Genomic DNA, 26,387 nt, shown 5'->3' with positions numbered 1-26,387 from the left:
GCGAGGAGGCAACCCCATGCTGGTCGTTCGCCCGACGCGGCCAAGCGACCTGCCGGCCCTGGAGCGGCTGGCGGGGAGCGCGACGCCGCGCCTGACCAATCTGCCGGCCCATCGTGACCGGCTGGAGGAGCGCATTGCGCGCTCCCAGCGGGCCTTTGGCGGTGACGCCGACATGCCCGGCGATGAGCATTACACCTTCGTGCTCGAGGATCTGGAGCGCGGCGAGGTCGTGGGTACCGCGACCATTCGCGCCCTGGCCGGGGCCAACGAGGCCTATTACACCTATCGTCAGGAAACCCTCATTCACGCTTCGCAACAGCTCAACGTGAGGCGTGAGGTGCAGACCCTGGCGCTGTCCCACGAGGTCTCCGACGCGAGCCTGCTGTGCGCCTTCTCGATCGATGCGCGCTACAAGGGCACCAGCGCCGAGAGCTTGCTGCGTCGGGCGCGGCTGATGTTCATCAGTCAGTACCCTGAGCGTTTCGCCGAGGTCCTGGCGATGGCGTTTCCCGGCTATCTGGACGATGATGGCCAGTCGCCGTTCTGGAACAGTGTCGGTCGCCACTTCTTCGTGCGCGACTATCACGAGATCAACTACATCGCCGGGGTTCGCTCGAAGAGCTTCATCGCCGAGGTGATGCCGCAGTTCCCTCTGTACCTGGCGCTGTTGACGCCCCAGGCCCGGGCCGCCATCGGTCGCGAGCACCCCGATCATGAGGGTGCCATGAACGAGATGCTGGCCGAGGGCTTTCTGCGCTCGCGCCATGTCGACCTGTTCGATGCCGGCCCCGTGATCAAGGCCGACCGCGCCAGGCTCGAGAGCTTCCGGCGGGCCGCCTGGCACCCGGTGCGGATTCGCCCGGAGCACGCCATGCCCGATGCTGAGCCCGCCATGATCGCCAACCAGCGCCTGGACGGCTTCTGCTGCACCGTGGCGCGTTACGCCCTGTCGCCGACCGGCCAGTTGATGCTGTCGCCCGAGCATGCCGAATTGCTGGGTGTCGAGGAAGGCCGCGCGGTATTGGCCGCTCCCCTGGCCCTGGCAGATGCCGACCTGGACCCCGGCTACGATGAGGGAGAGCTGTAATGCGCATCCGACCCATTGCCTCGGGCGATCTGGATGAACTCCAGGCGCTGGCCCGGGAAACCGGTGTGGGCTTTACCTCGCTGCCGGACAATCGCGAGTTTCTGGCCGAGAAGATCGCCTCGGCGACCAGCGCCTTCGGTGAGAAGACGCCGGTGGATCAGCGCCTGTACTTCTTCGTGCTGGAAGACGAGACCAGCGGCAAGTTGGCCGGCTGCTGCGCCATCGAAGGCCAGGTGGGGCGAGAGGTTCCGTTCTATCACTATCGGGTGGGGACCCTGGCGCACTCCTCCAAGCAGCTCGATCTGCACCGCACCATCGACACGCTGTTCTTGAGCTCGGACCACACCGGTGATGCGGAGGTGGCCTCGTTGTTTCTGCGCCCGGAATTTCGCGGTGCCGACCGTCGCCACGAGCGTAACGGAGCGCTGCTGTCGATGATGCGCTGGCTATTCATGGCTGAGTTTCGCGATCGCTTCCCCGAGAAGGTGCTGGCCGAGATGCGCGGGCGCTTCGACGACAACGGCCGCAGCGCCTTCTGGGAGTGCCTGGGCAGCAACTTCTTCCCGATGGACTTCGACGAAGCAGACCGCCTTACCGGCCTTGGCCAGAAGAGCTTCATCGGCGAGCTGATGCCGAAGTTCCCGATCTATACGCCGTTTCTGTCGGAGGCCGCGCGGGACTGCATCGGCCAGGTACACGAACACACTCGGCCGGCGCTGGCGATGCTCAAGAAGCAGGGGCTGCGCTGGGAAGGCTTCATCGATATTTTCGATGGTGGTCCAACCGTCGAGGCCTACATCGATGATGTGAAGGGGGTGCGTCTGTCGCGTCACGCTCGCGTCGAGGTCGATCCCGATGTCGAAGACGCCGAGCGTCCCCAGTGGCTGGCCGCCACCACCGGCATGGAAGGGTTTCGTGCCGCCTGGGTGGGACGCGGACCGAACGCCGACGGCGTGGTGACACTCAACGAGAAAGAGGCTCGCAGGCTCGAGGTCGCCTCTGGCGATACCCTGCGAATCCTGAACAGCGACGAGGAGGCGTGATGCAACCGACCCAACAACTGCTGATCAACGGCCAGTGGCAGGACGGCGCGAGCGAGCGCTTCACCAAGCTCGATCCGATCACCGGCGAAACGCTGTGGTCGGGTGCTGCGGCCAGTGATGCCCAGGTGGCGGATGCCGTGGCCGCGGCCCGGGCCGCCTTCGCCGGCTGGGCGATGACACCGCTGGCCGAGCGTCAGGCGCTGGTCGAGCGCTTTCGCGAAGTGCTCGAAGCCCACCGCGAGGATCTTGCCGCGAGCATCGCCCACGAGACCGGCAAGCCGCTGTGGGAAGCCCGCACCGAGGTCGGTGCCATGATCGGCAAGGTGGCGCTGTCGATCCGCGCCCGGGAAGAGCGCACCGGTGAACGCGAACGCGACCTGGGCGATGCCCGCGCCGTGTTGCGCCACCGCCCGCATGGCGTCATGGCGGTATTCGGGCCCTACAACTTTCCCGGTCATCTGCCCAACGGGCATATTGTGCCGGCACTGCTGGCCGGCAACACGGTCATCTTCAAGCCCAGCGAGCAGACGCCGCTGACCGCCGACCTGACCCTCAAGTGCTGGGTCGAGGCGGGCCTGCCGGCGGGGGTGATCAACCTCGTCCAGGGTGCGGCGCCGGTTGGCCAGGCGTTGTCGTCCGATGCCGGCATCGATGGTCTGCTGTTCACCGGCAGCGCCAAGGTCGGCGGGCTGCTGCACAAGCAATTCGCCGGTCAAATGGGCAAGGTGCTGGCGCTGGAGCTTGGCGGCAATAACCCCTTGGTGGTCAAGGACGTGCCGGATGAAGACGCCGCCGTGCTGACCATCCTGCAATCGGCGTTCCTGTCAGGCGGTCAGCGCTGCACCTGCGCCCGGCGCCTGATGGTGCCCGAGGGCGCCGCCGGCGACAGCCTGATCGCCTCGCTGACCCGTGCCATCGAGCGCCTGCGCGTGGCCGAGCCGTTTGCCGAGGAGCCGCCGTTCTACGCCGGGCTGGTCAGCGTCGCCGCGGCGGAGGGCCTGCTCGCGGCCCAGGCCGACCTGGAGGCGCGCGGTGGCAAGGTGCTGGCGCGCATGAGCCAGGTTAAGGAAGGCACCAGCCTGCTGACCCCGGGACTGGTCGACGTCACCGGTATCGAGGTGCCCGATGAAGAGCACTTTGGTCCGCTGCTGAAGGTGACCCGCTACCGCGATTGGGACCAGGCCATCGAGCTCGCCAACGCCACCCGCTACGGCCTGTCCGCCGGGCTCATCGGCGGCGAACGTGCCGATTGGGACGACTTTCTGTTGCGCATCCGGGCCGGCATCGTCAACTGGAACCGCCAGACCACGGGGGCCTCTGGCGATGCGCCGTTCGGCGGTGTCGGCGACAGCGGCAACCACCGTCCCAGCGCCTACTACGCGGCGGACTATTGCGCCTACCCGGTCGCCTCGGTGGAGTCCGAGGCCCTGAACCTGCCCGAGAAGCTGCCGCCGGGGGTGACGTTGTGAGCGGCGCCGATCAAGCATCCCTCGACGCTTGCGAGGTGAACTTCGATGGCCTGGTCGGGCCGACCCACAACTACTCTGGCCTGGCCCACGGCAACGTGGCCTCGATGTCCCACGGCGGCTTGGTCTCCAGCCCCAAGGAGGCCGCGCTTCAGGGCCTGGCCAAGATGAAGTCGCTCAAGGATGCCGGCTACGCTCAAGGGGTGCTGCCGCCCCAGCAGCGCCCGGATATCGGCGCGCTCAGAGCCCTCGGCTTTGGCGGCGACAACGCCAGCGTGCTGGCCCAGGCCGCCGAGCAGGCCCCGCAACTGCTGCGCGCGGTGTGCTCGGCCTCGAGCATGTGGACGGCCAATGCCGGCACCGTGACGCCGAGCGTGGATGCCGCCGATGGCAGGGCGCACTTCACCCCGGCCAACCTGCAGTCGAGTTTCCATCGTTTTCTGGAGCCCGAGACCACTGGGCGTGTGCTGGCGGCGATCTTCGCCGACCCTGCCCACTTCGCCCACCACCCGGTGCTGCCGGCGACGCCGGCGTTTTCCGATGAAGGCGCGGCCAACCACACGCGGCTGTGTGGCGAGCATGGTGAACCGGGCGTGCACCTGTTCGTCTATGGCCGTCAGGCCTTCGGTGGCGACGGCATCGAGCCGCAACGCTTTCCGGCCCGCCAGACCCTCGAGGCGAGCCAAGCCATCGCCCGCCAGCATGGCCTGAACGATGCTCAAGTGGTCTATGCCCAGCAGCATCCGGATGCCATCGACGCCGGCGTCTTTCACAATGACGTCATCGCGGTGGGCAATGGCCCCGTGCTGCTCTACCACGAGTTGGCCTTTCGCGATGAGCAGGCGACGCTCGACGCGCTGCGCGACAAGATGGCAACGCCGCTGATTCCGGTGCGGGTGCCGCTGGCGGCGGTCAGCCTGGAAGACGCCGTGGCGTCGTATCTGTTCAACTCGCAGCTGTTGACCAACCCCGACGGCAGCATGACGTTGGTGGTGCCGGGCGAGTGTCAGGAGCGCGAGGCCGTGTGGCGCTGCCTCCAGGATCACCTGCTGGCGGGCAACAATCCGATTGCCGAGGTGGTGGTCAAGGACGTCAAGCAGAGCATGCGCAACGGCGGCGGCCCCGCCTGCCTGCGCCTGCGCGTGGTGCTATCCCGCGTCGAGCGCGAGGCTCTCGGTGGTCGCGTGCTGCTCGACGATGCCCTGTATGCCGACCTGGTGGCCTGGGTAGAGTGCCACTACCGCGATAGCCTCTCGCCCGAGGACCTGTCCGATCCGCGTCTGGCCGAGGAAACCCTCGCCGCCCTCGATGACCTCACCAGGATACTCGAGCTCGGTCCGGTCTATCCGTTTCAGATGGCCTGAGTGGTCAACACCGGTGGCCGGCGTGAAGTCGTGACTGGTTCAGCGTCTCATGAGGGCACCCCGCCGCTATGAACTGCACCCCGAAAGTTGGACACCTACCTCCAACCTTCGGGGTTTTTTGTGTGCCGGCCACGGCACTCTCGCGCTGCTTCCTGGCGTGGGGGCGCAGCACATCGAGTCGCGTCAGCGATCATCGTCCATGGCGGCAATATGATCGGCATCGATGGCCTTGGCGGCCTGATAGGCATCGCGCTGACGTAGTCGTTGGGCGTAGGCCACAAGAGCGGGGGTCTCTTCGATGGTCCCGAACTGAAGCCCCCAGTCGACCTGGGCGCCCACATAGATGTCGGCCGCGGTGAAACGCCCGCCACAGACATGGTCGTGCCCGGCAAACCACGCCGATAGCGTGGCGACGGTGCGCTCGAAGGAGCCAAACCCCAGGCGTCCTTCCAGCTGAGAATCGCCGCCGGCATTCCACCCCATTGACTGGCTGACGATGGCCTGTTCGAGGGGACCAGCGGCGAAGAACGACCAGCGCAGGTAGTCGGCGCGTTCGGCGGCCGTTCGAGGGAGCAGGTCGGCCTCCGGAAAAGCCTGTGCAAGATAGAGGCAAATAGCCGCACACTCGGTGATCACCGCGCCGTCATGGACGATGGTCGGGACCTTGCCCATGGGATTGAGCGCTAGATAGTCGGCGGATTTCATCGCCGGGCCATAGTCGATCAGGTGCTCATCGTAGTCGGCTCCGGTCTCGTGGAGGGCCCAGCGTGCGATCTGGCCGCGGCTCATCGGATGGGTGTAGAAATCGATCGATGCCATTCGAGTCTCCCGAACAAGGGGGGGAAGCGGTAGAAATGATGCCTTGATTTGTGCCGAACCAAGCATTCCGTTCAGGACTGTCTGTGCCGTTCAGGACTGCCTGTGCCGTTATGCCGCAAAGGGCGCTGACGTTCGAGAAAGTCTAGCACCTTGTCGCTGCTCATCTCGCAGGGGTTGAGACGCCATCCCGACGCCAACCGGTAGGCATTCAGACTGATGATGTCGTCGCCGCCGAGCTCCTCAGCGAACACCTTTAGCGAGCGGCCAGCGTTGAAGGACCGGCGGGTGACGCCGTAGCGACGGCCTGCGAACATCACTTCGCTGTAGCCGTCCGGTAGGCGATCGATCAGTTCCTTGAGCTTGGGCATGGCTCTCTCTCGCGGTGTCCTTGTCCAGCCTACGCTGGCTGTGCACGATGAGCGAGATCGACGCTCGGAGCAGCAGTCATGAACCGGAGCAGTTATGCTGAACTCAGGGGCGACCATGTGGGCGTCGCCTGTTAGTTTTCTCACGGAGGGAGTCCCTTGGCCGGAAGCAGTCTCTTAACCCTGATCGACGATATTGCCACACTGCTCGACGACGTCTCGGTGATGACCAAGGTCGCCGCCAAGAAGACCGCGGGCGTGCTGGGCGATGACCTGGCGCTCAATGCCCAGCAGGTCACCGGCGTCGCCGCGAATCGCGAGTTGCCCGTGGTGTGGGCGGTGGCCAAAGGTTCGCTGATCAACAAGGTGATCTTGATTCCCGCGGCGCTGATCATCAGCGCCTTCTTGCCGTGGCTGGTCACGGTCCTGCTGATGTTGGGGGGGGCCTATCTGTGTTTCGAGGGGGCCGAGAAGCTCGCCCACAAGTTTCTGCATAAAGGTGAGGTCGACGAAGAACACGCCGAGCGACTTGCGGCCCTGAAGGATGGCTCGGCCGACATGAAGGCGTTCGAGGGTGACAAGATCAAGGGTGCGATCCGTACCGACTTTATCCTCTCGGCGGAGATCATCGTCATCGCCCTCGGCACCGTGGCCCAGGCGCCGCTGTCCCAACAGATCGCGGTGCTGGTATCGATCGGCCTGCTGATCACCGTCGGCGTCTATGGGCTGGTGGCGGGGCTGGTGAAACTCGATGACCTGGGCCTCTACCTGACTCAGCAGGAAGGCGGTCTATCCCAGGCCATCGGTCGCGGACTACTCAAGGGGGCGCCGCTATTGATGAAGGGGCTGTCGATCTTCGGCACTCTGGCGATGTTCCTGGTTGGCGGCGGCATCCTGGCCCACGGTATCCCGGTGGTGGGCCACTGGATCGAAGGCGTGGCCGATATCGATATGGCGATTCCTGGCCTCGACGCGATTGTGCATGGGCTGGTGCCGATGTTGCTCAATGGCGTGTTCGGCCTGGCCGTGGGGGCCGCGCTGGTTGCCGTCATTACCGGCGTGCAGCGTATGCGGGGAGCGTCACACTGAGGCGGCCGAGCTCAGGACGGCGTCGCGTCGATGCAGCCTCCGGTCGTGGCCCTGGCGCTTTGGCGCCGCCGCTTATCGGCGGCGGGGGGCGCGATCAGCCGTGAAGGTTGCGGCTGACATCCGGGGGCGGTGAGCGATGCGCACTGGGAGTTACTATTGGATGAGGGCAGCCTTTCGGGCTGCCCCATTTTTTGCTTCATCGTCGCTCAGCGTGAGCCAGGCACCGTCTTCGGCATCGCTGTTTGCGCTGCGTAAAGCGCTACTCTCGTGAGCCTTGAGGGCGCAGGTTGTCTTGGATATTCGCGCAGAATACTCCTGCGACTGAGACGATGAGGGTCGGTGAGGCGCCGCTATATGCGTGGAAAAACCCCCTCGAGCCTGCGAAGAGAAGGGATGTCGTGGCCAATGATCTAAGTCAATTTTTCTGGCGCTGAAAGAATGATAATACCTGCATAGATATAGACGTTGGTCTGTGCGTGAGTGTTGTTGTTCTACAGGTGTCGTGACAATGAAGCAACGATACATCGTAACTCCTATTTCATTGGCAACCTTGATGCTCTCTCTGTCGCCTGCCTGGGCGGGACGCTGCGAAACCGTTGATGGCAAGACGTGGCTCTGCAGTGGCGACGTAGCTGCCGCCGGTGATGCGCCGGTGACCATCAACGGTTCGTCCGAGATTACGGTCACGACCGACCAGGAATTTTCCATTCGGGTCGATGACGCGAATGAGAGTGCCATTTCTATTCAAAAGGATATCGGTGATAGAGGGGAGATATCCTTTGTTCAGCGCGGTGAAGGATCCATCACCGGTGATCGGACCGCTCTCGATGTCATGCACCATGGCGAGGGTGATATTTACCTCGAGACCCGCGGCAAGATTAGTGGCGTCACGCAGGGAGCCATCGGCGCCATTGGCAACGGGAACATCGTCGTTTTGTCCCACGGCGACGTGCAATCCGGATCGGGCACCGTCGTCAACGCCGATTCGCAAGGCCAAGGCAGTGTCGATGTCACCGTCGAAGGGAATGTCACCCTCAGCGGACGAGGGGACGGTGTTTATGCCGCGGCAAATGGAGGCGATGTCTCTGTATCGGTGGTCGGTAATGTCAGCGCTGCTCAGGGGCAGGGCATCTGGGTTGGCGCGTCGGAAGAGGCGACCGATAGAGCGGACGTTAACGTCGGCGGAGACGTGCTGGCCCGATATGACGGGGTTCATGTTTCCGGGGGGGCCTCAGAAGTTCACGCCGTTATCGATGGGGGAGTCACAAGCACTCAAGGTAAAGGCATCTTCGTGTTGAACGGCAATGGCATAAACATCGATGTCCAGGGAAACGTGGACGCCTTTGACGATGGGGTTTTTTCGGCAATCGATCCCTTTGTATCCGGCGCGGGTGGTGCGGTCTCTATCGAAACATCGGGGAGCGTAAGCTCTCGGACAGCGGTCGGCATACGCAGTTCAAGCAACGTCGGAGGAGCACGGCAGATCATCGCGCACGAAAGTGTTTCGGGCGGGACCGGTGGCATCGTTGTCGATGGGAATAACGCCGCCGGCGATATTCGTATTTCTGCACAACGGAAAGTCAGTTCTGGAAGTGAGTTGCAAGGGAACGTCAACTACGGGGGGGTCTACGCCTTCTCGCCCACGAACCCGAGCAATATCACGCTGCGCGTCGCCGATGTCGACGGCGGCATCGGACGCGGTATAACCGCTTACTCGACACGAGGAGGCCGTCTTGATGTGCAGGCCGACGGTGATGTGCGGGCCGACGGCGATGGCGTTTATGCATACTCTGGGCCTAGTTCTTCCTCATCGGCCGTCAGCGATGTCAAGGTCACTATACTCGGCGATGTGTCGTCGGGTCGCCATGGCATTCGCGCGATATCGCACGGAGGAGATGCGTTGGTCGTCGCGCAGGGAGCCATCCGTGCCGACGGAGGTCATGGCATCGAGGCTACGACGACGGCCGTCGATGGCACGGTCAGCATCTTCGCGGCCGGTAACATCACCGCGGGTACCACCAGCGACGACGCTGCGGCCGAGGCGGGTATCCATGCCGTCAATCAGGGGCACGGGACCACGTCTGTCGCCAGCCAAGGAACGATCAATGCCGAGCGTGGCATCGTCGTCGAGAGTGGGGGAGATGCCAGCGTCTTCGTCGAGGGTCAGGTAACCGGCCGCGAAGGGACAGCCATCGATCTGACTCAGGTGCAAGGCCGCTCGTCGCTCTTTCTTTCCCGTACGTCGGCGCATCGAGGCACCATCGCCGCCTCTTCTACCGGCAGCCAAGATACCCTGATCCTGTCCGGGGACCAGGACGTCGAGCTCGACCTGGCGCGTATCGGTGATAATGGTCGGCCCAATGCCATCAGCGGATTCGACGACTTGCACAAGACCCAAGCGTCTACCTGGACGCTGACCGGCGTGCAGACTCATGGCGCCTGGCGCAACGTCGGCGTGGACGCGGGTACCCTGGCGCTGCGTAATGCCTCTCTGGTCATGGCTGACGACGCTGGGCCTGTGGTGGTGAGCGGTACCGGCACGCTAAGCGTCGTCGGCAGTTCACAAATTGAAGGTACCCTGCTGTTGGCGAACGAGGGTAGCCGCCTGATGGTTGGCGGCGGCAACCACGGGTCGATAAGTCGTGCAGTCGGTCAAGGCGCCAGTAACTTCGTCGTCGCTGGGTCGCTAGATAGTGCCGGTGGCAGCATCGACATGCAGGACGGGATGGCCGGGGACGAGTTGACCATCGGTGGTGACCTGACCGGCAGCACCCTATTCATGTTCGATACCGATGTGGCGGCGTTGTCCGGTGACCATGTGACGGTCGCGGGCCAGGCGACGGGAGACCATCAACTGCTGGTCGGGGATTCCGGGGTCGAGCCTGGTAGTCGCCGCAAGGCTCGGACGCTGGCGCTGGCGCTGGCGGGGGGGGGGGCGGGGGCGGCGGTGGCTAGTGGTGGCAATGCCCTGGAACTGGTGGCGACCGGCGGCGGTGACGCTCAGTTTGGGCTAGTCGGTGAGCACGTCGACGCGGGCACCTTCCGCTATGAGCTCGAGCATCAGGGCGATGACTGGTTGCTGGTCAATACCGCTATCCTGCCCCCCGACCCTGTCGACCCTGTCGATCCTGTCGACCCTGTCGATCCTGCCGATCCTGTCGATCCTGTCGCCCCGACGGACCCGACGGACCCGACGGACCCGACGGACCCGACGGACCCGACGGACCCGACGGACCCAATGGTGCCGGTTCCTCCCATAGCACCGGGCCCGGATACTCTGAGTAAAGGCGCCAATGCGGCGGTTGGTATGCACAGCGCCTACGCCACCTTGTTAAGCGCCGAGCTCGACACGCTGGCTCAGCGTCAGGGTGAGCTGCACGTGTCGCAGGGCAACCGGCAGGGCGGCGTGTGGGTGCGTGGCACGGCCCAGGAGTATCGCGTCAGTAACCTGTCGAGCCGCGACTATCGCCAGAACGTCCAGTCCACCACCGTGGGCGCCGACAAGGCCTTCGATGTGGAGGGCGGTGCGCTGTACGTCGGCGGCTTGATGGCGGCGACCGACGCCGATCAGAGCTTCGGCGAAGGCGTCGAGGGGGATATCGATGGTACCGGCGCCGGTGTCTATGGCACCTACCTGCGTGACGATGGGATCTATGTGGATGGCGTGGTGCGGGTGACCCACTACGAGAACGAGATCCGCTTCAACGACAACCTTGGCCGGCGCGTGCGCGGCGACGATGACACCACGGGCTACAGCGCAAGCGTCGAGGCCGGCCGTCAGTTTGCCTTTGACGGCGGCTGGCGCCTGGAGCCTCAGGCCCAGTTGACCGTGGCCCGCATCGAGGGCAGTGAGTACCGCCAGTCCGATGGTCTGAGCGTCGACGCCGACGATCTCGATAGCGTTCAGGCCCGCGTGGGCGTGCTGGGCGGCAAGCGCATTCCCCTGGAGAATGGCATCGACCTGCAGCCCTATGCTCGGGTGTCCTACATTGCCGAGCTGGCCGATGACAGCGAGGTCGAGGTCAATGGCCACGACATCAACGTCGAGCTGCCGGGTGACCGCGTGGACGTGGGCATGGGAATGAGCGTTGGGGTCACTCCGGCCTCGCGGCTCTTTATCGATGCTGACTACGCCAACGGCAACGAGCTGGAACAGCCCTGGGGCGTGAACCTGGGCTATCGCTACAGCTGGTAAGAAGCAGGACGCAAGGAGCACGCAGCAAGGAGCAAGACGCCGGGGGTCGAGAGGCTTTCGCGACAGGGAGGTGGAAAGAGCGGTCGAACGAGGGACGCAAAGAGCGGCGGAAAAGGGCTTCACGGGGGCGGCCGTGTGGCCGCCCCTTTTTTCCGGTTCACCGGCTCATTACCTGCTTTTCCCGGTTGTACGTCTGCATTTTACCTATCCCCGGCGGTGGGTTCGTTGATGGACTACGCTGCCACCGAGCGTCGCGCCGCGGCGATGGTGCGAACGCCGTCGATGACCAGAAACAGCGCCAGGCTGACCCCCATGACCGGCATGATGAAGCCGAGGCCCAGGGCGATGGTGGCGGTGATGGCAAGGCCCATCGGCGGTACACGTAGCAGGGCATGCCACAGGGTCTGGCCGTTGCTCACGGCAGGCCGTCGGCGCCACCACATGGCGTAGCCCCAGCACACCATCACGACGATGCCGATGCCAAGGGCCGCCAGCAGCAGTTGGTTAGGCAGGCCGAACAGGATACCCATGTGGCCGTCGATGCCCCAGCGAGTGAGCTTGGCCGGCAGCGGGTAGTCCGAGAAGCGGACCCGATCGAGCAGCGCAAAGCTCGCCGGATCGATGGCAACCTCGTCGACCTGGGAGGGCCAGCTACGATCGACTTCGCGAACCTTCCACGCTTGCCCCGGAGCCGGGGCGATCAGCTCGATCTTGCCGGCATCGAGGCCGGCGCCGCGAGCCGCCGCGAGCACGCGGTCGAAGGCGGCGCTATCGACGCCGTTCTGGGTGGGACCGGCGGCCTTGTGATCGGCGTGGGGATCGTGGACTTGTGGGCCGTCGAGCGCCAGGGAGACGCGGGGCGTGCCCCAGCCACCGGCCTTGAGCACGGCGAAGAAGTTGGCGCCGGCGTATTGGGACCAGGTCATCCCGGTGGCGGACAGCGCCAGCAGTCCGATCAGGAGGATCAGTCCGAGGGTGCTGTGATGGCGCCGCGTACGCAGGCGCCTTGCGCTGCGTGTGTGTTTGGTCGGGTCCACCCTGGGGCTAGCGCTGAAGGCCCATATCGCCAGGCCACCGAGGGCAGCCAGCCACAGCCATGACGCCGCCAGTTCGCTGTACAGCCTGCCGATGTTGCCCTGCAGTAGCTGGCGGTGGGTCTGATCGATGATGCGCCGCAGCGGCAGCACGCCGCTGGTGCCGTAGACCGTCAGATCACCGTGCACTTCAAGGGTTGTCGGGTCGATGAAAATGGCGCGATGCTCGCCGGCGTCAAGCGCCGGATCGGCAAACATGATGCGTGTCGTTGCGCCGAGCTCCGGGGCGGGGCGTACGGCGCTGGGAGCGGCATCATCACCGCGATACGTCTGCGCGGCAGAGATCTGCTCGGCCAGGGTAGCGCGCTCGGCGCCGGGCGCGTTGGTCGCCGTCAGCGCTTCGTGATAGACCGCATGTTCGAGAGCCGGAGTCAGGGCGTACAGGGTGCCGGTAAGGGCGGCGAAGAGAATAAAGGGACCGACCAGCAGGCCGATGTAGAAGTGCAGGCGAATGATCAGCGTCTTGAGCGCTGGCGCCAAGGAGGAGGCGGCGTCTGTCATGAAGAACTCATCTCGCAGTCATGGGGAGGCGATGGTGCCGGCCATCCCCGCTCAAGGCGGGCGATGTCGGGGCACTGGGCTCGGGGTTGCGGGGTGTGGGGATGACAAGGGGCCGGCAACCTGGCCGAGAGGCCGGCTGGTCAGGCCCGGGACGCTTCCGGAGGGGCTCGCGCGATGAAGGCGGGATACGCGGAGGACGCCGGCGCCGCCAGTGCTGGCGCCGCAGGCAGGCGATGGGAGGCTACCGGTGTGCTGTCAGGCAGTCGGACCGCGACGGCCTGGGCTGGCACATGGGCAAAGAGCACGCAGTAGCCACATGCGGCCAGGTCGTGGTGACTTCCGCCCTGGAGGGCCGTCGCGGAGGCGGAATCCGCCTGCGGGTGGTGGCGGTGCCGCTCGGCAGAAGGGGCTTGCGGGGGAGCACTCGCGGGTGGGGCATGCGCGGCCTGAGCCATCCCGTAAGGCGCTGCTTGATCGAGCTCGGCGTGAGCCCGCCTCATGTCATCGGCCGATGGCAGACGCTGCAGCTGACCGATCAAGGGCCCGACGAACACCAGCAGCATGGCGGTCAAGGCCAGCCAAGCTAGGCGTCGAGAAGGTCGGTGCAGGTGAGAGGTCATCGTCGGGCCGGGCAGCGAGGTGAGTATCGCGAAGCAAAGGATCGACCACTATAGGCAAGTGCTAATGCCTTGCACATGCCTCCAATAGCCCATTGACGTGGTGTGATGCCGCACCGACGTCGGGCGGGTGACGTGCCTGGCGGGTAGCCCTCGGCGCTGACGAACCGGCCGTGGGTCCCGTGAGGCGTCTGTCGGACGTCGGCCAGGCACGCCGCATGGCCGGTTGTCGTGGTCACCTTGGACGGCGTGTGCAGCCCACGATGGCTTCGTCTGTTGCGTCGGGCCCTTGCTTCACACGCCAGGCCTCGCGATGCTTGTCGGCTCCATCGCCACGGATGCCCTCGGCCATGACTGTCAGTGTCAGCGAATCGGCTTCTAGCCACCCGCAGAGCGAGCCCCATGAATCCCCCGGCGAGGCCTATCGCCGGGCGCTGGCCGAAGGCGTGCTATTGGAAGACGCGGCGCAGCGCCAGGCGGTCGATGCCCTGGAGGGCTGCCATCGGGCCCTGGTCGACGGCAGTCGTCCCAACGGCGTCTACCTATGGGGCAAGGTCGGCCGCGGCAAGACCTGGCTGATGGACCTGTTTGCCGCCGGGTGTCCCGTGCCCGCCCGGCGCCTGCATTTTCATCACTTCATGCGCTGGGTGCACCGGCGCCAGTTCCAGCTCGGTGGCGGCGCAGATCCGTTGAATCGTCTTGCCGATGAGCTGGTCGGTGAGGTTCGGGTGTTATGTCTCGATGAGCTGTACGTCGAGGATATTGCCGACGCCATGCTGCTAGGAGGCCTGCTCGAGAGACTCTTCGTGCGTGGCCTGGTGGTGTTGACGACCTCGAATCAGCCGCCTTCGGAGCTCTACCGCGACGGCTTCAATCGCGAGCGGTTTATGCCGGCGATCGCTGCCATGGAACAGCATATGCAGACGGTCCATCTCGGCGGTGATCTTGACCACCGTGAGCACCCTGGCGTGTCGCGTCAGCGTTATTTCGTGCGCCGAAGCGGGGAGCCGAGCGTGGTGCCCGAGCTTTTCCGTCGCCTCGCCCCCGCGGGCATCGTCGATACCGCCTTGACCCTGGGTGCCCGGACCATCGCCGTGCGCGGCCTCGGCGCCAAGGTCATCTGGTGCGACTTCGCCGACCTGTGCGAGGCGCCGCTATCGACCCTCGATTTTATTGGCCTGTGTGACCGCTTCGATACCTTGCTGCTTGATGGCGTGCCCGGTCTTGCCGGCGAGTCGCAGCCGGCGCGCATCGCGCGGGGGACCGAGGATGCGTACCAGCGCGTGGTGGCCGGCGACCGAGAGCTGCCGCCGCTGGCGCCGAGAGACGATAGCGTCAGGCGCTTTATCGCGCTGGTCGATGAGTGCTATGACCGCGGCGTACCACTGGTGATAGAAGCCGAGGTGGCGATGGAGGCGCTCTATCCGAATGGTTACCTGGCCTTCGCGTTTCGTCGTACCCTGAGCCGACTGCGGGAAATGCAGTGGGAACGCTTCGGACGGCGTCCGGGCGTATGACACATCATCGGTTGGCCTTGCGCGCACGGCGCATCGACCTTTTCAAGGAGAGGAGTCCCCATGCAACGCGTGACCCTGGAGCGGCTGGACGCCGGCTCGCCCCATCTTCGCACAGTGGCCGGCTGGACCTTCGCTGCGTGGGGGCATCAGCACCCCGAGCACGATAGCGAAAGCTGGTGCAACGCCGTGGCCGCCTACTGCGGGGCGGCCGGGGTGCCTTCGGTGTTCGTGGCCATGCGCGACGGAGAGCCACTCGGTACCGCGAGCCTGTCGCCGGACGACATGAGCATTCGTCGCGAGCTCTCGCCATGGCTTGCCTCGGTGTTCGTGCCCGAGGCAAGCCGCGGTCAGGGGCTGGCGTCGACGCTGGTCCAGCGCGTCGAAGCCGAGGCTCGTGACCATGGCATTACGCGGCTGTATCTCTACACGCCGGATCAGCAGGCACTCTATGCCCGGCTCGGTTGGCGAGCCTATGAAGACGTCGACTATCTCGGCGAGCGCGTCACCATCATGGTGCGTGAGCTGGGCGGCGAGTGAGCGCCACGCCAGGCGCCCGGGGGCGGAGGCCGCCGCGACTCGCTGCCCGGCGGAATCCGTCGTGCGGTGACAGCGTGGCTGGCACGGCGATTGGCGGCCGGGTTGCCTGGACGAGGAAGGGGCTATCTCGTCTGAGGTAAGGTGAAGGAGGGCCCGAACTGCTATCACGAAAAGAGGGCTCGTCGGGCGGTCGTCCCCGCAAGGTCGTCGCCCAGGCGACGTTGCCCTGGTCCTGCCGAGCCCCCGCGCTGGCATTCCCCGTCTGCTGCACCACCGGACACCGCGATGTGCTTCTCCCGCACGGCCTTTTTCGAGGCCCACGAAGACCGCCCCACCAACCCTTCCCGTGCCACGCCGATGGCCATCCTCATCGAGCGACGGCTATCGCGGCGAGGCTTTCTCAAGGGCGCAGGCGGCGCGTCCCTCGGCCTCGCTGGCCTCGCTGGACTGGGGCCGTTGAGCGCGGGCCTGGCCCAGGCCGATGACGGCGACCGGTTCGCCTTCGACGAAATCACCCACGGCCTGGATGAGACCATTCACGTCGCCGACGGCCACCGCGCCGATGTGCTGATCCGCTGGGGCGATCCGCTATTTGCCGACGCCCCCGAGTTCGATCCCCAGCATCAGACTGCCGAGGCCCAGGAGCGCCAGTTCGGCTACAACAACGACTATATCGGCTTCGTTGCCCTTGCCGGGCGCGACGATCGCGGCCTGCTGATGGTCAACCACGAGTACGTCAGCCGTGAGTTGATGTTCCCGAACCTGCCGATGCCCAAAGACGAGTTCGATCACTCCGACCTGAGCGCCGAGATCGTCGAAATCGAAAAGGCGGCCCATGGCCTTTCGGTGGTCGAGGTGCGCCGTGACGGCGAGCTCTGGCACTACGTCAGAGACAGCCCCTACAACCGCCGCCTGACACCGCGCAGTACGCCTATGGTTCTGGCGGGGCCGGTGGCGGGACATGCCCGGGTGCAGACCCAGGCCGACCCGGATGGGCGTACGGTGCTTGGCACGCTGAATAACTGCGCCGGGGGAGTAACGCCCTGGGGCACCGTGTTGACCTGCGAGGAAAATTTCAATTTCTACTTCATGGGGGATGCCGAGCAACACCCCGAGAAGGACAAGCTGGCGCGGTATGGTGCCCCCACCGAGGCCAATGCCTGGGGCCTCTACGACCCGCGCTTTCATATCAACGAGGAGCCCAACGAGCCCAATCGCTTTGGCTGGGTGGTGGAAGTCGACCCCCATGACCCAACGTCGACGCCGATCAAACGCACGGCGCTCGGCCGGGTGAAGCACGAGGGGGCGGCCAACGTGGTGGCCGATGACGGACGCCTGGTGGTGTACATGGGCGATGATCAACGTTTCGACTACGTCTACAAGTTCGTGACCCGGGATCGGGTCGACGTCGTGAATGCGAAGGCCAATCGTGATCTGCTCGATCACGGCACGCTATACGTCGCCCGCTTCGATGAAGACGGCAGCGTCCACTGGCTGGCGCTGGTGCACGGGCAAGGCCCCTTGACCGAGGAAAACGGCTTCGCGAGCCAGGCCGACGTCCTGATCGATACTCGCCTCGCCGCCGATGCCCTTGGCGCGACGCCGATGGACCGACCCGAAGACATCGAGGCCAACCCGGCGACCGGCAAGGTCTACGTCATGCTCAGCAACAATCACCAGCGCAGCGCCGATCGGCTTAACCCGGCCAACCCCCGCGCCGAGAACGTCTTCGGTCAGATCGTCGAGATCGCCACCGACGGCGATCACGGCGCTGCCCTGAGCCGCTGGGACATGCTGGTTCGGTGTGGCGACCCCGCCAACGAAGCGGTGGGGGCCAAATGGAACCCGGCCACGACCGCCAATGGCTGGTTCGCCTCGCCAGACAACTGCGCGGTGGATGCCCGTGGGCGGTTGTGGGTGACGACCGATCAGGGCGAGAAGTGGACCATGAGCGGCACCGTTGACGGGCTCTGGGCACTGGAGACCGACGGTGAGCGTCGCGGCACCGGCAAGATGTTCTTCCGCGTACCGATGGGGGCGGAGATGAGTGGCCCAAGCTTCACCCCGGACGACACCGCGTTGTTTCTTTCGGTACAGCACCCTGGAGAAGACGAGAGCGCCGACTTTCCCGGACGCACGACGCCGGCTTCCTTCGAGGACCCGGCGACCCGTTGGCCGGATTTCGACGACGCCGTGCCACCACGGCCATCGATCGTGGTCGTGACGCGCCACGCCGGCGGCACCATCGGTTGAGCGAGGCGTGGCGTGCCTCTGGCCGGTGTCGACGCCGCCCCGGGCGGGCATCGCGTACGCGGGACTTGCCAAACGCCGGCCCCGTTAGCCGCCGGAGGCAGAGGGCGCTGGCGGCGCAAACCACTGTTGCAAGGGCGATACGGCTTCGCCTGCCCATGGTGTCGGGTGATGGGCGACAGCGTCAGGCGAGCCCGTCGACGGGTCGCGATAGCCGCCTTGGCGAGAGGGGGGCGGATTTGGACTGTGCTATATCTGGCTGTGCTATATCGAGCGATGCTGACAGGAGACCTCGGTCCCCCTATCGAATTCTGGCAAGGCTGGCTAGCCTCCTTAACGAGTATGTGTCATTCATCAATGATGAGGCAAAGGAGGTCGTCGCTATGGATACCAAGGTCATCGAAGGAAAGTGGAATGAGTTCACCGGGGCAGCGAAGGAAAAATGGGGAGACCTGACCGACGATGAAGTGAAGCAGGCGGAGGGCAAGACCGAAAAGCTGATCGGCATTATCCAGCAGAAGTTCGGCATGAGCCGGGAGGCGGTGGAGAAGGAGTTCGATCAGTTGAAGGCCAGGCTCAATCTGTAGGGCCGATGGTGGGACGGGCGTGATGTGTTGGGAGCGGCACGGCAAGCGTATCGTGGCTGGCCTGGCACCGGCCACAGGATTCGAACAAGGCCCAGCGGCGCTGGGCCTTGTTCGTTTTGCCTGTCTTGGTGGGGGATCTTGGCGGGCGATCTTGCCGGGAATGCTCCCGAATCTCAGTGGACCTGGACGGTGCCGCCTCGCGGCCCCAGCGTCAGCCGAACAACTGGCGCAGCCTGCGCTGGTTCTTAAGCGTCAGTGGACCTGGACGGCGCAGCCTGCGCGGGTTCTTAAGCGTCAGACGAACAGTTGGCGCAGCTTGCGCTGGTTTTCGAGCGTCTGTACGCAGGCATCCGCTGCCTCGCGGCCCTTGGTCACGAAGTGCTCGTGGTAGAACGCGGTGTGTGTCGCATGCTCGTGGAAGTGGTGCGGGGTCAGGACCACCGACAGCACCGGCACTTCGGTGTCGAGCTGGACCTTCATCATGCCGTCGATCACCGCTTGGGCGACGAAATCGTGGCGGTAGATGCCGCCATCGACCACGAAACCGGCGCCGATGATGGCGTCGAAGCGCCCGCTCTTGGCCAGCATCTTGGCCTGTAGCGGAATCTCGTAGGCACCGGCGACGCTGAACACCTCGACGCGGTCGGCCGCGATGGCGTGTTTCTCGGCCAGGGTGGCGATGAAGGCCTCCCTGGCCTGGCCGACGATGTCGTGGTGCCAGCTGGCCTGCAAGAAGGCGATGCGGGGCTGTGCGGCCGGGGTGATGGCGTGCGGGTGCTGCTGGGGTTCGAGCTGATTCATGGTTGTCCTCGTTGGCGAAACGCCTAACCAGAATCAGGGCAAGCGGAGTCGCGCCGGGCCTTCCCGTGGGAAGGTCGCGTCGTCGATGCCGTTCTCTTTCATCCGGACTATCACCGTCGGCTTCGGAGTCTCACCGAATCTGCTGACCCCCGCATCGCCTGGCCGCTCTGGGCTTGTCAGGCAAGGCAGGGCGCTCGCGGGCTTGGATCATGGACGCTTGGCCCCGATCATCACCGCCGGTGGGGACTTTCACCCCGCCCTGAGAACTTGTAATCGTGCCACCGTTGCCGGGATCGTGCCGGACCAACGGTGACGCCTTGTGAAGCCGTCGCGGCAGCTGCCGCGCCTGTGCGGCGCAGCCGGTGGCGCGACGCGACCATTCTACCGCCAGCGCAGAGTGTTGGCGACCAGCTCATCGCGGCGAGGGCCGTGTCGCGGCGGCGTCAGGCGCTCTCGCCGCGAATCAGTTCGAAGCCGACGTCGATACGACGACGTTGCGGTTCGCGCCCCTCGAGTCGGTCGATGATCTGGGTGGCGGCGAGCCGGCCGATGGCTTCACGTGGGGAGGCGACAGTGGTCAGGCGGGGGGTCAAGGATTGACCGAAGGGCAGGCCCGTGAAGCCGGCGATGGCGATATCCTGGGGCACGCGCAGCCCCTCCCGGCTGGCGTGGAGGAGGGCGCCGCAGGCCATGACGTCGTCGGCGAAATGAATGGCATCGCAACGTGGGTAGCGGTCGAGCACGGCGTCCAGGGCGCGGGCGCCGACATCGAAGTGGCTGGGGGATTCCCAGGCCAGCAGCGGGGCCTCCATGTCGGCTCGCTCGAGCCGGTCACGGTGGCCATCGTAGCGCTGTCGTGCCCGATAGTTGCCGTCCATCTGGGTGCCGGCAAAGACCACCTGGCGATAGCCCTGGGCGATCAGGTGCTCGGCCATGCAACGCCCGGCACCGTAGTGGGACATGCCCACGTTCAGATCCAGCGCCTCACCCGGGGCGGCGAGCTCCATGATCTCGACCAGCGGACGCCGGTAGCGTCGCAGCAGCGCCGCAAGGCTCGGTTGATGCCGGAGCCCGGTGGTCACCAGCGCCGTGGGCGACCAGCCGAGGAAGGTTCGGATCAGCTCTTCCTCGCGCTTCATGCTGTAGTCGGTATTGCCCAGCAAGATCTGGTAGCCGTGACTCTCGAAGGTCGATTGCAGGCCTTGGATGACCTCGATGAAGACGACATTGGACAGCGACGGCACGATGACCGGAATAAAGTGAGAACTCGCCGAGGCCAGGCTTCCCGCCACCATGTTGCGCACGTAGCCAACGCGTTCGATGGCCGCCTCCACGCGCTCACGGGTGCAGTCGCGCACGCTGTCGGGGTTGCTCAGGGCTCGCGAGACCGTGATCGACGACACTCCGGCTTCCTTCGCCACGTCACTCAGGGTCGGGCTCTGTAGTCCTTTGCGCCGTCGGCGTTCGTGGGGCGGGTGATCGCTCATGGACCTGTCCTCGTATCATCGTGGCGGCCAAGGGGCCGCCTGGTCTCATCGTAGACGCCGGCGCCGTCGGTGCAGTCGGCAGGCGTCGGTGGGTACGCCACCGCCCGGTCTTCACACCACGCTGAGGTCGCAGGCACGCGATGATTAGACATTGGTCGTGGCCAGGCCGCCACCGCTTGCACCTCATTCGTCGCTGAACTAAAAGTAATACACTCTAAATGTTAGCGCTAACATGGCGATCAGGCGACATGCCAGGCATTCCACGTTGCGGCGGCTGGCGTTTGGGCGGCGGCCTCCTGTTCACGCATTGGTGGCCGGCGGTCCCGGGCCGTGCAGGCCCTTATCCCAGATCACAGGAGACGGCTTCATGGCCCCATCAACCGGCAATGGCAAGATCGTCGGCGACGTAGAGCACGAGGCACGCGCCATCGGTGTGATTGGCCTGGGGGCCATGGGGATGGGTGTGGCCTGTTCGCTGAAGGTGGCCGGGCTCGATGTGGTGGGCTGTGACCTGTCCGAGCACGCACGAGCCGAGTTTGAGGCCGTCGGCGGGCGCTGCGTCGCGACCCCCCAGGTGCTCGGTGAGCAGTGTGATGTGGTTCTGGTAGTGGTGGTCAACGCGGCCCAGGTCGAGGCGGTGCTGTTCGAGCCTGCCTCCGGGCAGGCGCAGGGGGGCGCCGACACGGCGATGGGATCGTTGGTCGATCGGTTAGGGCCCGGGGCCCTGGTGATTCAATGCGCCACGGTGGCGCCGGCCTTCGCCGAGGCGCTCGGCCAGCGCCTGGCCCAGGCGGGGGTGGACATGCTGGATGCGCCGATCAGTGGTGGGGCGGCCAAGGCCAGCCGCGGTGAACTGTCGGTGATGGCCTCGGGCAGGCCCGAGGCCTTCGCCAAGGCGGAGCCTGCGCTGGCGGCCATGGCGGCGACGGTGCACCGGCTGGGGGACGTGCCGGGGCCCGGCTCCAGCGTCAAGCTGGTCAATCAGCACCTGGCCGGTGTGCACATTGCCGCCGCCGCCGAGGCCATGGCGCTCGGGCTTTCGATGGGCATCGAGCCAACCAAGCTCTACGAGGTGATCACCCAGTCGGCGGGCAACTCCTGGATGTTCGAGAACCGCGTTCCCCACATTCTGAAGGGGGACTACACGCCGCTCTCGGCGGTGGACATCTTCGTCAAGGATCTCAATATCGTTCACGACACGGGGCGCCACAAGAAGCTGGCCATGCCGGTCGCGGCCAGCGCCTTGCAACAATTTACCGCCGCCAGTGGCATGGGGCTCGGGCGCGAGGATGACGCCGCCGTGGTGAAGGTCTACGCGGCCCTCGCTGGCCTGACCTTACCGGCCGCCCATGACAGCGTCCACGCCGCGGGCGGTGCCAATGATGAGGAATACACATGAGCCTGATACTGGGCGCCATCGCCGACGACTTTACCGGCGCCACGGACCTGGCCAACAATCTGGTCCGCTCCGGCATGCGCACGGTGCAAGTGCTGGGGGCGCCGGATGCCGATACGCCGGTGCCGGACGATGTGGATGCGGTGGTGGTGGCATTGAAGTCACGCACCTGTCCGGTCGACGAAGCCCTGGCCGACAGCCTGGCCGCGCTCGATTGGCTCAAGGGGGGCAACCGGCACGGCGAGGCCGCTCGCCAGATCTTCTTCAAGTATTGCTCCACCTTCGATTCCACCGATGCGGGCAACATCGGCCCGGTGGCGGATGCATTGCTCGATCGGCTCGGTGGTGCCCAGACGGTGATGGTGCCGTCGTTCCCGACGACGGGACGCACGGTCTATCAAGGACACCTGTTTGTGGGGGATCGGCTGCTCAACGACAGCGGCATGCAGGATCACCCGCTCAACCCAATGCACGATGCGGACCTGGTGCGGGTGCTGGCGCGCCAGACGCCGCACCAGGTGGGGTTGCTCGACGATCGCGTGATCCGCGGCGGTGTGGCGCAGGCCCAAGAACACTTGCATCGGCTCGGCGCCGACGGCGTACGCCATGTGATCTGCGATACCTTGAACGATGACGATCTCGAGGTCCTGGCCGGGGCCTGTGTCGAGCTTGAGCTGGTGACCGGCGGCTCGGGACTCGGCCAGGCCTTGCCCGGCGAGTATCGTCGCCTTGGCTGGCTTGAGCCCAATGCTGATGCCGCCCGCCTCGAGGTGGCCGAAGGCGGCCCGCTGGTCCTTTCCGGCAGTTGCTCTCGGGCGACCCTGGCCCAGGTGGAGCACTTTCTCGAGCGCCATCCGGGCGTGGCCCTCGACCCGCTGGAGCTCGCCGACGGCGATGCGCCGATCGAGGCTGCGCTCGCCTTTGTGCGTCAGCACCGCGAGGACACGCCTGATGAGCCGGTGCTGGTCTACGCCAGCGCCGCCCCGCAGCGGGTCCAGGCCGCCCAGCAGCGGCTCGGTGTTGCCAGGGCGGGGGAGCTGGTCGAACGGGCCATGGCGATACTGGCGACGACGTTGGTCGGCGAAGGCATCGGTCGGCTTCTGGTCGCCGGTGGCGAGACCTCCGGCGCCGTGGTGTCAGCGCTGGACCTCGGCCAGCTGCGCATCGGTGGCCAGATCGATGCCGGGGTGCCCTGGACCCAGGCGAGGGTCGAGGGACGCATCCTTTCGCTGGCACTCAAGTCAGGGAACTTCGGCGGCGTCGACATCTTCACCCGGGGCTTCGATGTGCTGGCGGAGGTGGCGCCATGACTCGGGCGCCTACTCATCGCGACAACGCTCTGCGTGAGCAGATCGCGGTCTACGGCCAGTCGCTGTTCGATCGCGGCCTGACCATGGGCTCCAGTGGCAACATCAGCGTGCGCCTCGAGGACGGTGGCTGGCTGATGACGCCGACCAACGCGTGCCTGGGACGGCTCGACCCCGCGCGCATCTCGCGGTTGTCCGCCGAGGGGCAGTGGCAGGACGGCGACAAGCCGACCAAGGAGAGCTTTCTGCACATGGCGATGTACGCCGAGCGCCCCCAGTCCGGTGCCATCGTTCACCTCCATTCGACCCACTCGGTGGCGGTATCGTGCCTGCCGGATGTCGATTGCCATGACTGCATTCCACCGCTCACCGCCTACTATGTAATGCGCGTGGGCAAGCTACCTCTGGTGCCGTATCACGTGCCGGGGGATCCGAGTCTCGGCGACGCGGTGAGGGGCCTGGCGGGCAAGCACAGCGCCGTGTTGCTGGCCAACCACGGCCCGGTGGTCGCGGGGAAATCCCTCGAGGCGGCGGTGTATGCCACGGAGGAACTCGAGGAAACCGCCAAGCTATTCTTGCTGCTGCGCGGCGAAAACCCCAGGGGACTGACGCCGGAACAGGTCGCCGAGCTGGAAGCGCGGTTCCCCCGGGACTGATGCGGCATCGGGCGCCCTCGAGCAATTGGCGCGGCATCGGGCGCCCTCGAGCAGCTGGCGCGGATTCGGGCGCCCTCGAACAGCTGACGCGGATTCGGGCGTCCTAGACAGATGGCGCGGCGTCGGGCGCCCTCGAGCAACTGGCGCGGCATCGGGCGCCTTCGAGCAGCTGGCGCGGCATCGGGCGCCTTAGAGCACCTGGCGCGGCGTCGGGCGCCCTCGAGCAACTGGCGCGGCATCGGGCGCCTTAGAGCACCTGGCGCGGCATCGGGCGCCCTAAGTAAGCCACCAGCGTTTTAGAACATAGGACTCAGCATGATTCGATTGGCTGCCAATCTCAGCATGATGTTCACCGAACACGCGTTTCTTGATCGCTTCGAGGCCGCGGCGTCGGCTGGCTTTCGCGCCGTCGAGTACCTGTTTCCCTATGCGTTCGAGGCCGACGAGCTGCGCCGCCGTCTCGATGCCCACGATCTGAGCCAGGCGCTGTTCAATCTACCCCCCGGGGACTGGGAGGCAGGCGAGCGCGGCCTGGCCTGCTTGCCGGGGCGCGAGGAAGAGTTTCGTCAAAGCGTCGACCTGGCGCTGTCCTACGCCGCCCGGCTCGACTGCCCGCGGCTGCATGCCATGGCGGGCCTGCTGCCAGGCGGTGCCGATGCGGCCACGATTCAGGCCCACCAGGATACCTATATTCGCAACCTTCAGTTCGCCGCCGCGGCGTGCGCCAAGGCCGGCAAGACCCTGCTGATCGAGCCGATCAACGGGCGCGACATGCCGGGCTTCTTCCTGAGCGGCCAGGCCCAGGCTCGCGCTATCGTCGAGCGTGTCGGGGCGGACAATCTCAAGGTGCAGTTCGACCTGTACCACTGCCAGATCGTCGAGGGCGACCTGATCCGCACCCTGGAAGCCCAATTCGCCCACATCGGGCATGTGCAGATTGCAGGGGTGCCGCAGCGTCACGAGCCGGACCGGGGCGAGGTCAACTATGGCGCGGTGCTCACGCGTCTCGATGAGCTGGGCTACGACGGCTGGGTAGGCTGCGAGTACCGTCCCGCGGGTGAGACCCGCGCCGGCCTCGGCTGGGCCAATGCCTACGGTATCGGCTGAACGGGGCCGATCACGTCAGCGATCACGTCAGCGATCTCGGCAATGACAGCAACGACGACAGCAACAATGACAGCAACGACGACAAGCGCTTAGCGGGAGCACGACATGCATATTCTGATCACCGGTGCCGCCGGGTTTCTCGGCCAGCGTCTCACCCAGGCGCTGGTAGCGCGGGGCACGCTCGATGGTCGTACCATCACGCGACTGACCCTGGTGGACCAGAGTGCACCGCCCGCCATCGATGCAGGCGACATCGCCGTGGTGACCACCTCTCGCGACCTGACTCAGGCGGGGGCATGGAACGCGTTGCTCGACGGTCGCCCCGACGTCATTTATCACCTCGCGGCGGTGGTGAGTTCCGCCGCCGAGGCGGACCTGGAGCTTGGGCTCGCGGTCAATTTCGATGCCACTCGGGCGTTATTGGACGGGTGTCGCAGCCGCGGCCTTGGCCAGACCCGGGTGCTGATGGCGAGCTCGGTGGCGGTCTACGGCGGAGAGCTCCCCGAGGTGCTTACCGACATGACGGCGCTGACCCCGCAAAGCTCCTACGGTACCCAGAAGGCCATGTGCGAGCTGCTGATCAACGACTTCAGTCGTCGGGGCCTCATCGACGGGCGGGTGCTGCGCCTGCCGACCATCGTCATACGTCCGGGGCGGCCCAACGCCGCGGCTTCGAGCTTCGCCTCCAGCATCCTGCGCGAACCGCTGGCCGGCGAAGGCGCCGTCTGCCCGGTACCCACCGAGCTTGAACTGTTCGTGATGTCGCCGGGCAAGGTCGTCGAGGCCTTGATCCACGGCGCCGAGGTGGATGCGGGCGAGCTAGGCGCCTCGCGCTGCTTCATGCTGCCGGGCATCACCGTCAGCGTCGCCGAGATGCTTGAAGCGCTGCGTCGCCGGGCCGGCGACGCGGCCGTCGATCGTGTGCGCTTCGAACCCGGTGCCGCGGTGACCGCCATCGTCGCCAGCTGGCCGGGGCGGTTCTCCACCGCCAAGGCCGACCGGCTTGGCTTCAAGGGTGACGACAGCTTCGACGACATCGTGGCGGGCTTTGTGGCCGATCCTCACTAGCGCCCCTGCCCGACACTCAGGCGCGCCTGCACCG

Annotated in this window: 22 protein-coding genes and 1 riboswitch; of the genes, 15 read left to right on the top strand and 7 right to left on the bottom strand. The window is 65.7% G+C overall.

Annotation, left to right across the window (positions count from 1 at the left end):
• The first annotated feature begins 16 nt into the window (after positions 1-16).
• Genes ACUN9Y_RS01950 through astB form a run of 4 tightly spaced genes read left to right on the top strand, consistent with a single transcriptional unit; the run spans position 17 to position 4,960 of the window.
• On the top strand, positions 17-1,087 hold the full coding sequence (locus tag ACUN9Y_RS01950) for an arginine N-succinyltransferase (protein ID WP_445458984.1): 1,071 nt from the start codon (positions 17-19) through the stop codon (positions 1,085-1,087).
• Positions 1,087-2,130 (top strand): arginine N-succinyltransferase, encoded by a 1,044-nt coding sequence (gene astA / locus ACUN9Y_RS01945; protein ID WP_445458983.1) that lies wholly within the window; start codon positions 1,087-1,089, stop codon positions 2,128-2,130. The genes ACUN9Y_RS01950 and astA overlap by 1 nt, the downstream gene beginning before the upstream one ends.
• On the top strand, positions 2,130-3,599 hold the full coding sequence (gene astD / locus ACUN9Y_RS01940) for a succinylglutamate-semialdehyde dehydrogenase (protein WP_445458982.1): 1,470 nt from the start codon (positions 2,130-2,132) through the stop codon (positions 3,597-3,599). Before astA ends, astD begins: the two co-directional genes overlap by 1 nt.
• Complete coding sequence (gene astB / locus ACUN9Y_RS01935; protein WP_445458981.1) at positions 3,596-4,960, top strand: N-succinylarginine dihydrolase; 1,365 nt, start codon at positions 3,596-3,598, stop codon at positions 4,958-4,960. The genes astD and astB overlap by 4 nt, the downstream gene beginning before the upstream one ends.
• 183 nt (positions 4,961-5,143) lie before the next feature.
• Here astB and ACUN9Y_RS01930 read toward each other — a convergent pair whose 3' ends face one another.
• Positions 5,144-5,779, bottom strand: a complete 636-nt coding sequence (locus ACUN9Y_RS01930) for a glutathione S-transferase family protein (RefSeq protein ID WP_445458980.1) — start codon at positions 5,777-5,779, stop codon at positions 5,144-5,146.
• Positions 5,780-5,850: 71 nt separating this feature from the next.
• On the bottom strand, positions 5,851-6,147 hold the full coding sequence (locus ACUN9Y_RS01925; RefSeq protein WP_445458979.1) for a hypothetical protein: 297 nt from the start codon (positions 6,145-6,147) through the stop codon (positions 5,851-5,853).
• A 156-nt stretch (positions 6,148-6,303) separates the two neighbouring features.
• Between ACUN9Y_RS01925 and ACUN9Y_RS01920 the strand changes: the two genes are divergently transcribed.
• Positions 6,304-7,233: a DUF808 domain-containing protein gene (locus tag ACUN9Y_RS01920; protein WP_445458978.1), complete on the top strand. Its 930-nt coding sequence runs from the start codon at positions 6,304-6,306 to the stop codon at positions 7,231-7,233.
• 538 nt (positions 7,234-7,771) lie between these two features.
• Here ACUN9Y_RS01920 and ACUN9Y_RS01915 read toward each other — a convergent pair.
• Entirely contained in the window at positions 7,772-8,449 is a 678-nt protein-coding gene (locus ACUN9Y_RS01915; RefSeq protein ID WP_445458977.1) for a hypothetical protein, read from the bottom strand.
• 684 nt (positions 8,450-9,133) lie between these two features.
• Here ACUN9Y_RS01915 and ACUN9Y_RS01910 point away from each other — a divergent pair.
• Positions 9,134-11,428, top strand: coding sequence for an autotransporter outer membrane beta-barrel domain-containing protein (locus tag ACUN9Y_RS01910; RefSeq protein WP_445458976.1), 2,295 nt, complete (start codon positions 9,134-9,136; stop codon positions 11,426-11,428).
• Positions 11,429-11,661: 233 nt separating this feature from the next.
• Here the strand turns inward: ACUN9Y_RS01910 and ACUN9Y_RS01905 are convergent, their stop codons facing one another.
• On the bottom strand, positions 11,662-13,023 hold the full coding sequence (locus ACUN9Y_RS01905) for a PepSY-associated TM helix domain-containing protein (RefSeq protein WP_445458975.1): 1,362 nt from the start codon (positions 13,021-13,023) through the stop codon (positions 11,662-11,664).
• Positions 13,024-13,163: 140 nt separating this feature from the next.
• Positions 13,164-13,643, bottom strand: a complete 480-nt coding sequence (locus tag ACUN9Y_RS01900) for a DUF2946 family protein (protein WP_445458974.1) — start codon at positions 13,641-13,643, stop codon at positions 13,164-13,166.
• A 347-nt stretch (positions 13,644-13,990) separates the two neighbouring features.
• Here ACUN9Y_RS01900 and zapE point away from each other — a divergent pair, with 347 nt between their 5' ends.
• The 4 genes from zapE to ACUN9Y_RS01880 all read left to right on the top strand — a co-directional run bounded on the left by zapE (position 13,991) and on the right by ACUN9Y_RS01880 (position 18,531).
• Positions 13,991-15,157: a cell division protein ZapE gene (zapE, locus tag ACUN9Y_RS01895; RefSeq protein WP_445458973.1), complete on the top strand. Its 1,167-nt coding sequence runs from the start codon at positions 13,991-13,993 to the stop codon at positions 15,155-15,157.
• A gap of 60 nt (positions 15,158-15,217) precedes the next feature.
• Positions 15,218-15,694: a GNAT family N-acetyltransferase gene (locus ACUN9Y_RS01890; RefSeq protein ID WP_445458972.1), complete on the top strand. Its 477-nt coding sequence runs from the start codon at positions 15,218-15,220 to the stop codon at positions 15,692-15,694.
• A 285-nt stretch (positions 15,695-15,979) separates the two neighbouring features.
• The gene (locus tag ACUN9Y_RS01885; RefSeq protein ID WP_445458971.1) at positions 15,980-17,947 is read left to right on the top strand and encodes a PhoX family protein; all 1,968 of its coding nucleotides are present in this window, start codon (positions 15,980-15,982) and stop codon (positions 17,945-17,947) included.
• Between the two features lie 380 nt (positions 17,948-18,327).
• Positions 18,328-18,531, top strand: coding sequence for a CsbD family protein (locus tag ACUN9Y_RS01880; RefSeq protein ID WP_445458970.1), 204 nt, complete (start codon positions 18,328-18,330; stop codon positions 18,529-18,531).
• Positions 18,532-18,825: 294 nt separating this feature from the next.
• Here ACUN9Y_RS01880 and ACUN9Y_RS01875 read toward each other — a convergent pair whose 3' ends face one another.
• Together ACUN9Y_RS01875 and ACUN9Y_RS01870 are read right to left on the bottom strand one after the other, a co-directional pair.
• Positions 18,826-19,332 carry a 6,7-dimethyl-8-ribityllumazine synthase gene (locus tag ACUN9Y_RS01875; protein ID WP_445458969.1) on the bottom strand — a complete coding sequence of 169 codons (507 nt, stop codon included), beginning with the start codon at positions 19,330-19,332 and terminating at the stop codon, positions 18,826-18,828.
• A gap of 86 nt (positions 19,333-19,418) precedes the next feature.
• Positions 19,419-19,603, bottom strand: a riboswitch (FMN riboswitch).
• Positions 19,604-19,775: 172 nt separating this feature from the next.
• Complete coding sequence (locus ACUN9Y_RS01870) at positions 19,776-20,819, bottom strand: LacI family DNA-binding transcriptional regulator (RefSeq protein WP_445458968.1); 1,044 nt, start codon at positions 20,817-20,819, stop codon at positions 19,776-19,778.
• Positions 20,820-21,186: 367 nt separating this feature from the next.
• Between ACUN9Y_RS01870 and ltnD the strand changes: the two genes are divergently transcribed.
• The 5 genes from ltnD (at position 21,187) to denD (ending at position 26,353) form a co-directional block, all read left to right on the top strand.
• A complete protein-coding gene (ltnD, locus tag ACUN9Y_RS01865; RefSeq protein WP_445458967.1) occupies positions 21,187-22,218 on the top strand; it encodes an L-threonate dehydrogenase in 1,032 nt (343 codons plus the stop codon).
• Positions 22,215-23,525, top strand: a complete 1,311-nt coding sequence (gene otnK, locus ACUN9Y_RS01860; RefSeq protein ID WP_445458966.1) for a 3-oxo-tetronate kinase — start codon at positions 22,215-22,217, stop codon at positions 23,523-23,525. Before ltnD ends, otnK begins: the two co-directional genes overlap by 4 nt.
• A complete protein-coding gene (gene otnC / locus ACUN9Y_RS01855; protein ID WP_445458965.1) occupies positions 23,522-24,178 on the top strand; it encodes a 3-oxo-tetronate 4-phosphate decarboxylase in 657 nt (218 codons plus the stop codon). The genes otnK and otnC overlap by 4 nt, the downstream gene beginning before the upstream one ends.
• Positions 24,179-24,493: 315 nt before the next feature.
• Positions 24,494-25,285, top strand: coding sequence for a 2-oxo-tetronate isomerase (gene otnI / locus ACUN9Y_RS01850; RefSeq protein WP_445458964.1), 792 nt, complete (start codon positions 24,494-24,496; stop codon positions 25,283-25,285).
• 105 nt (positions 25,286-25,390) lie between these two features.
• The gene (gene denD / locus ACUN9Y_RS01845; RefSeq protein WP_445458963.1) at positions 25,391-26,353 is read left to right on the top strand and encodes a D-erythronate dehydrogenase; all 963 of its coding nucleotides are present in this window, start codon (positions 25,391-25,393) and stop codon (positions 26,351-26,353) included.
• Positions 26,354-26,387: the final 34 nt, after the last annotated feature.

The sequence above is a fragment of the Halomonas sp. V046 genome, from assembly GCF_052645355.1.
This window is presented reverse-complemented; position numbering and strand designations above follow the sequence as displayed.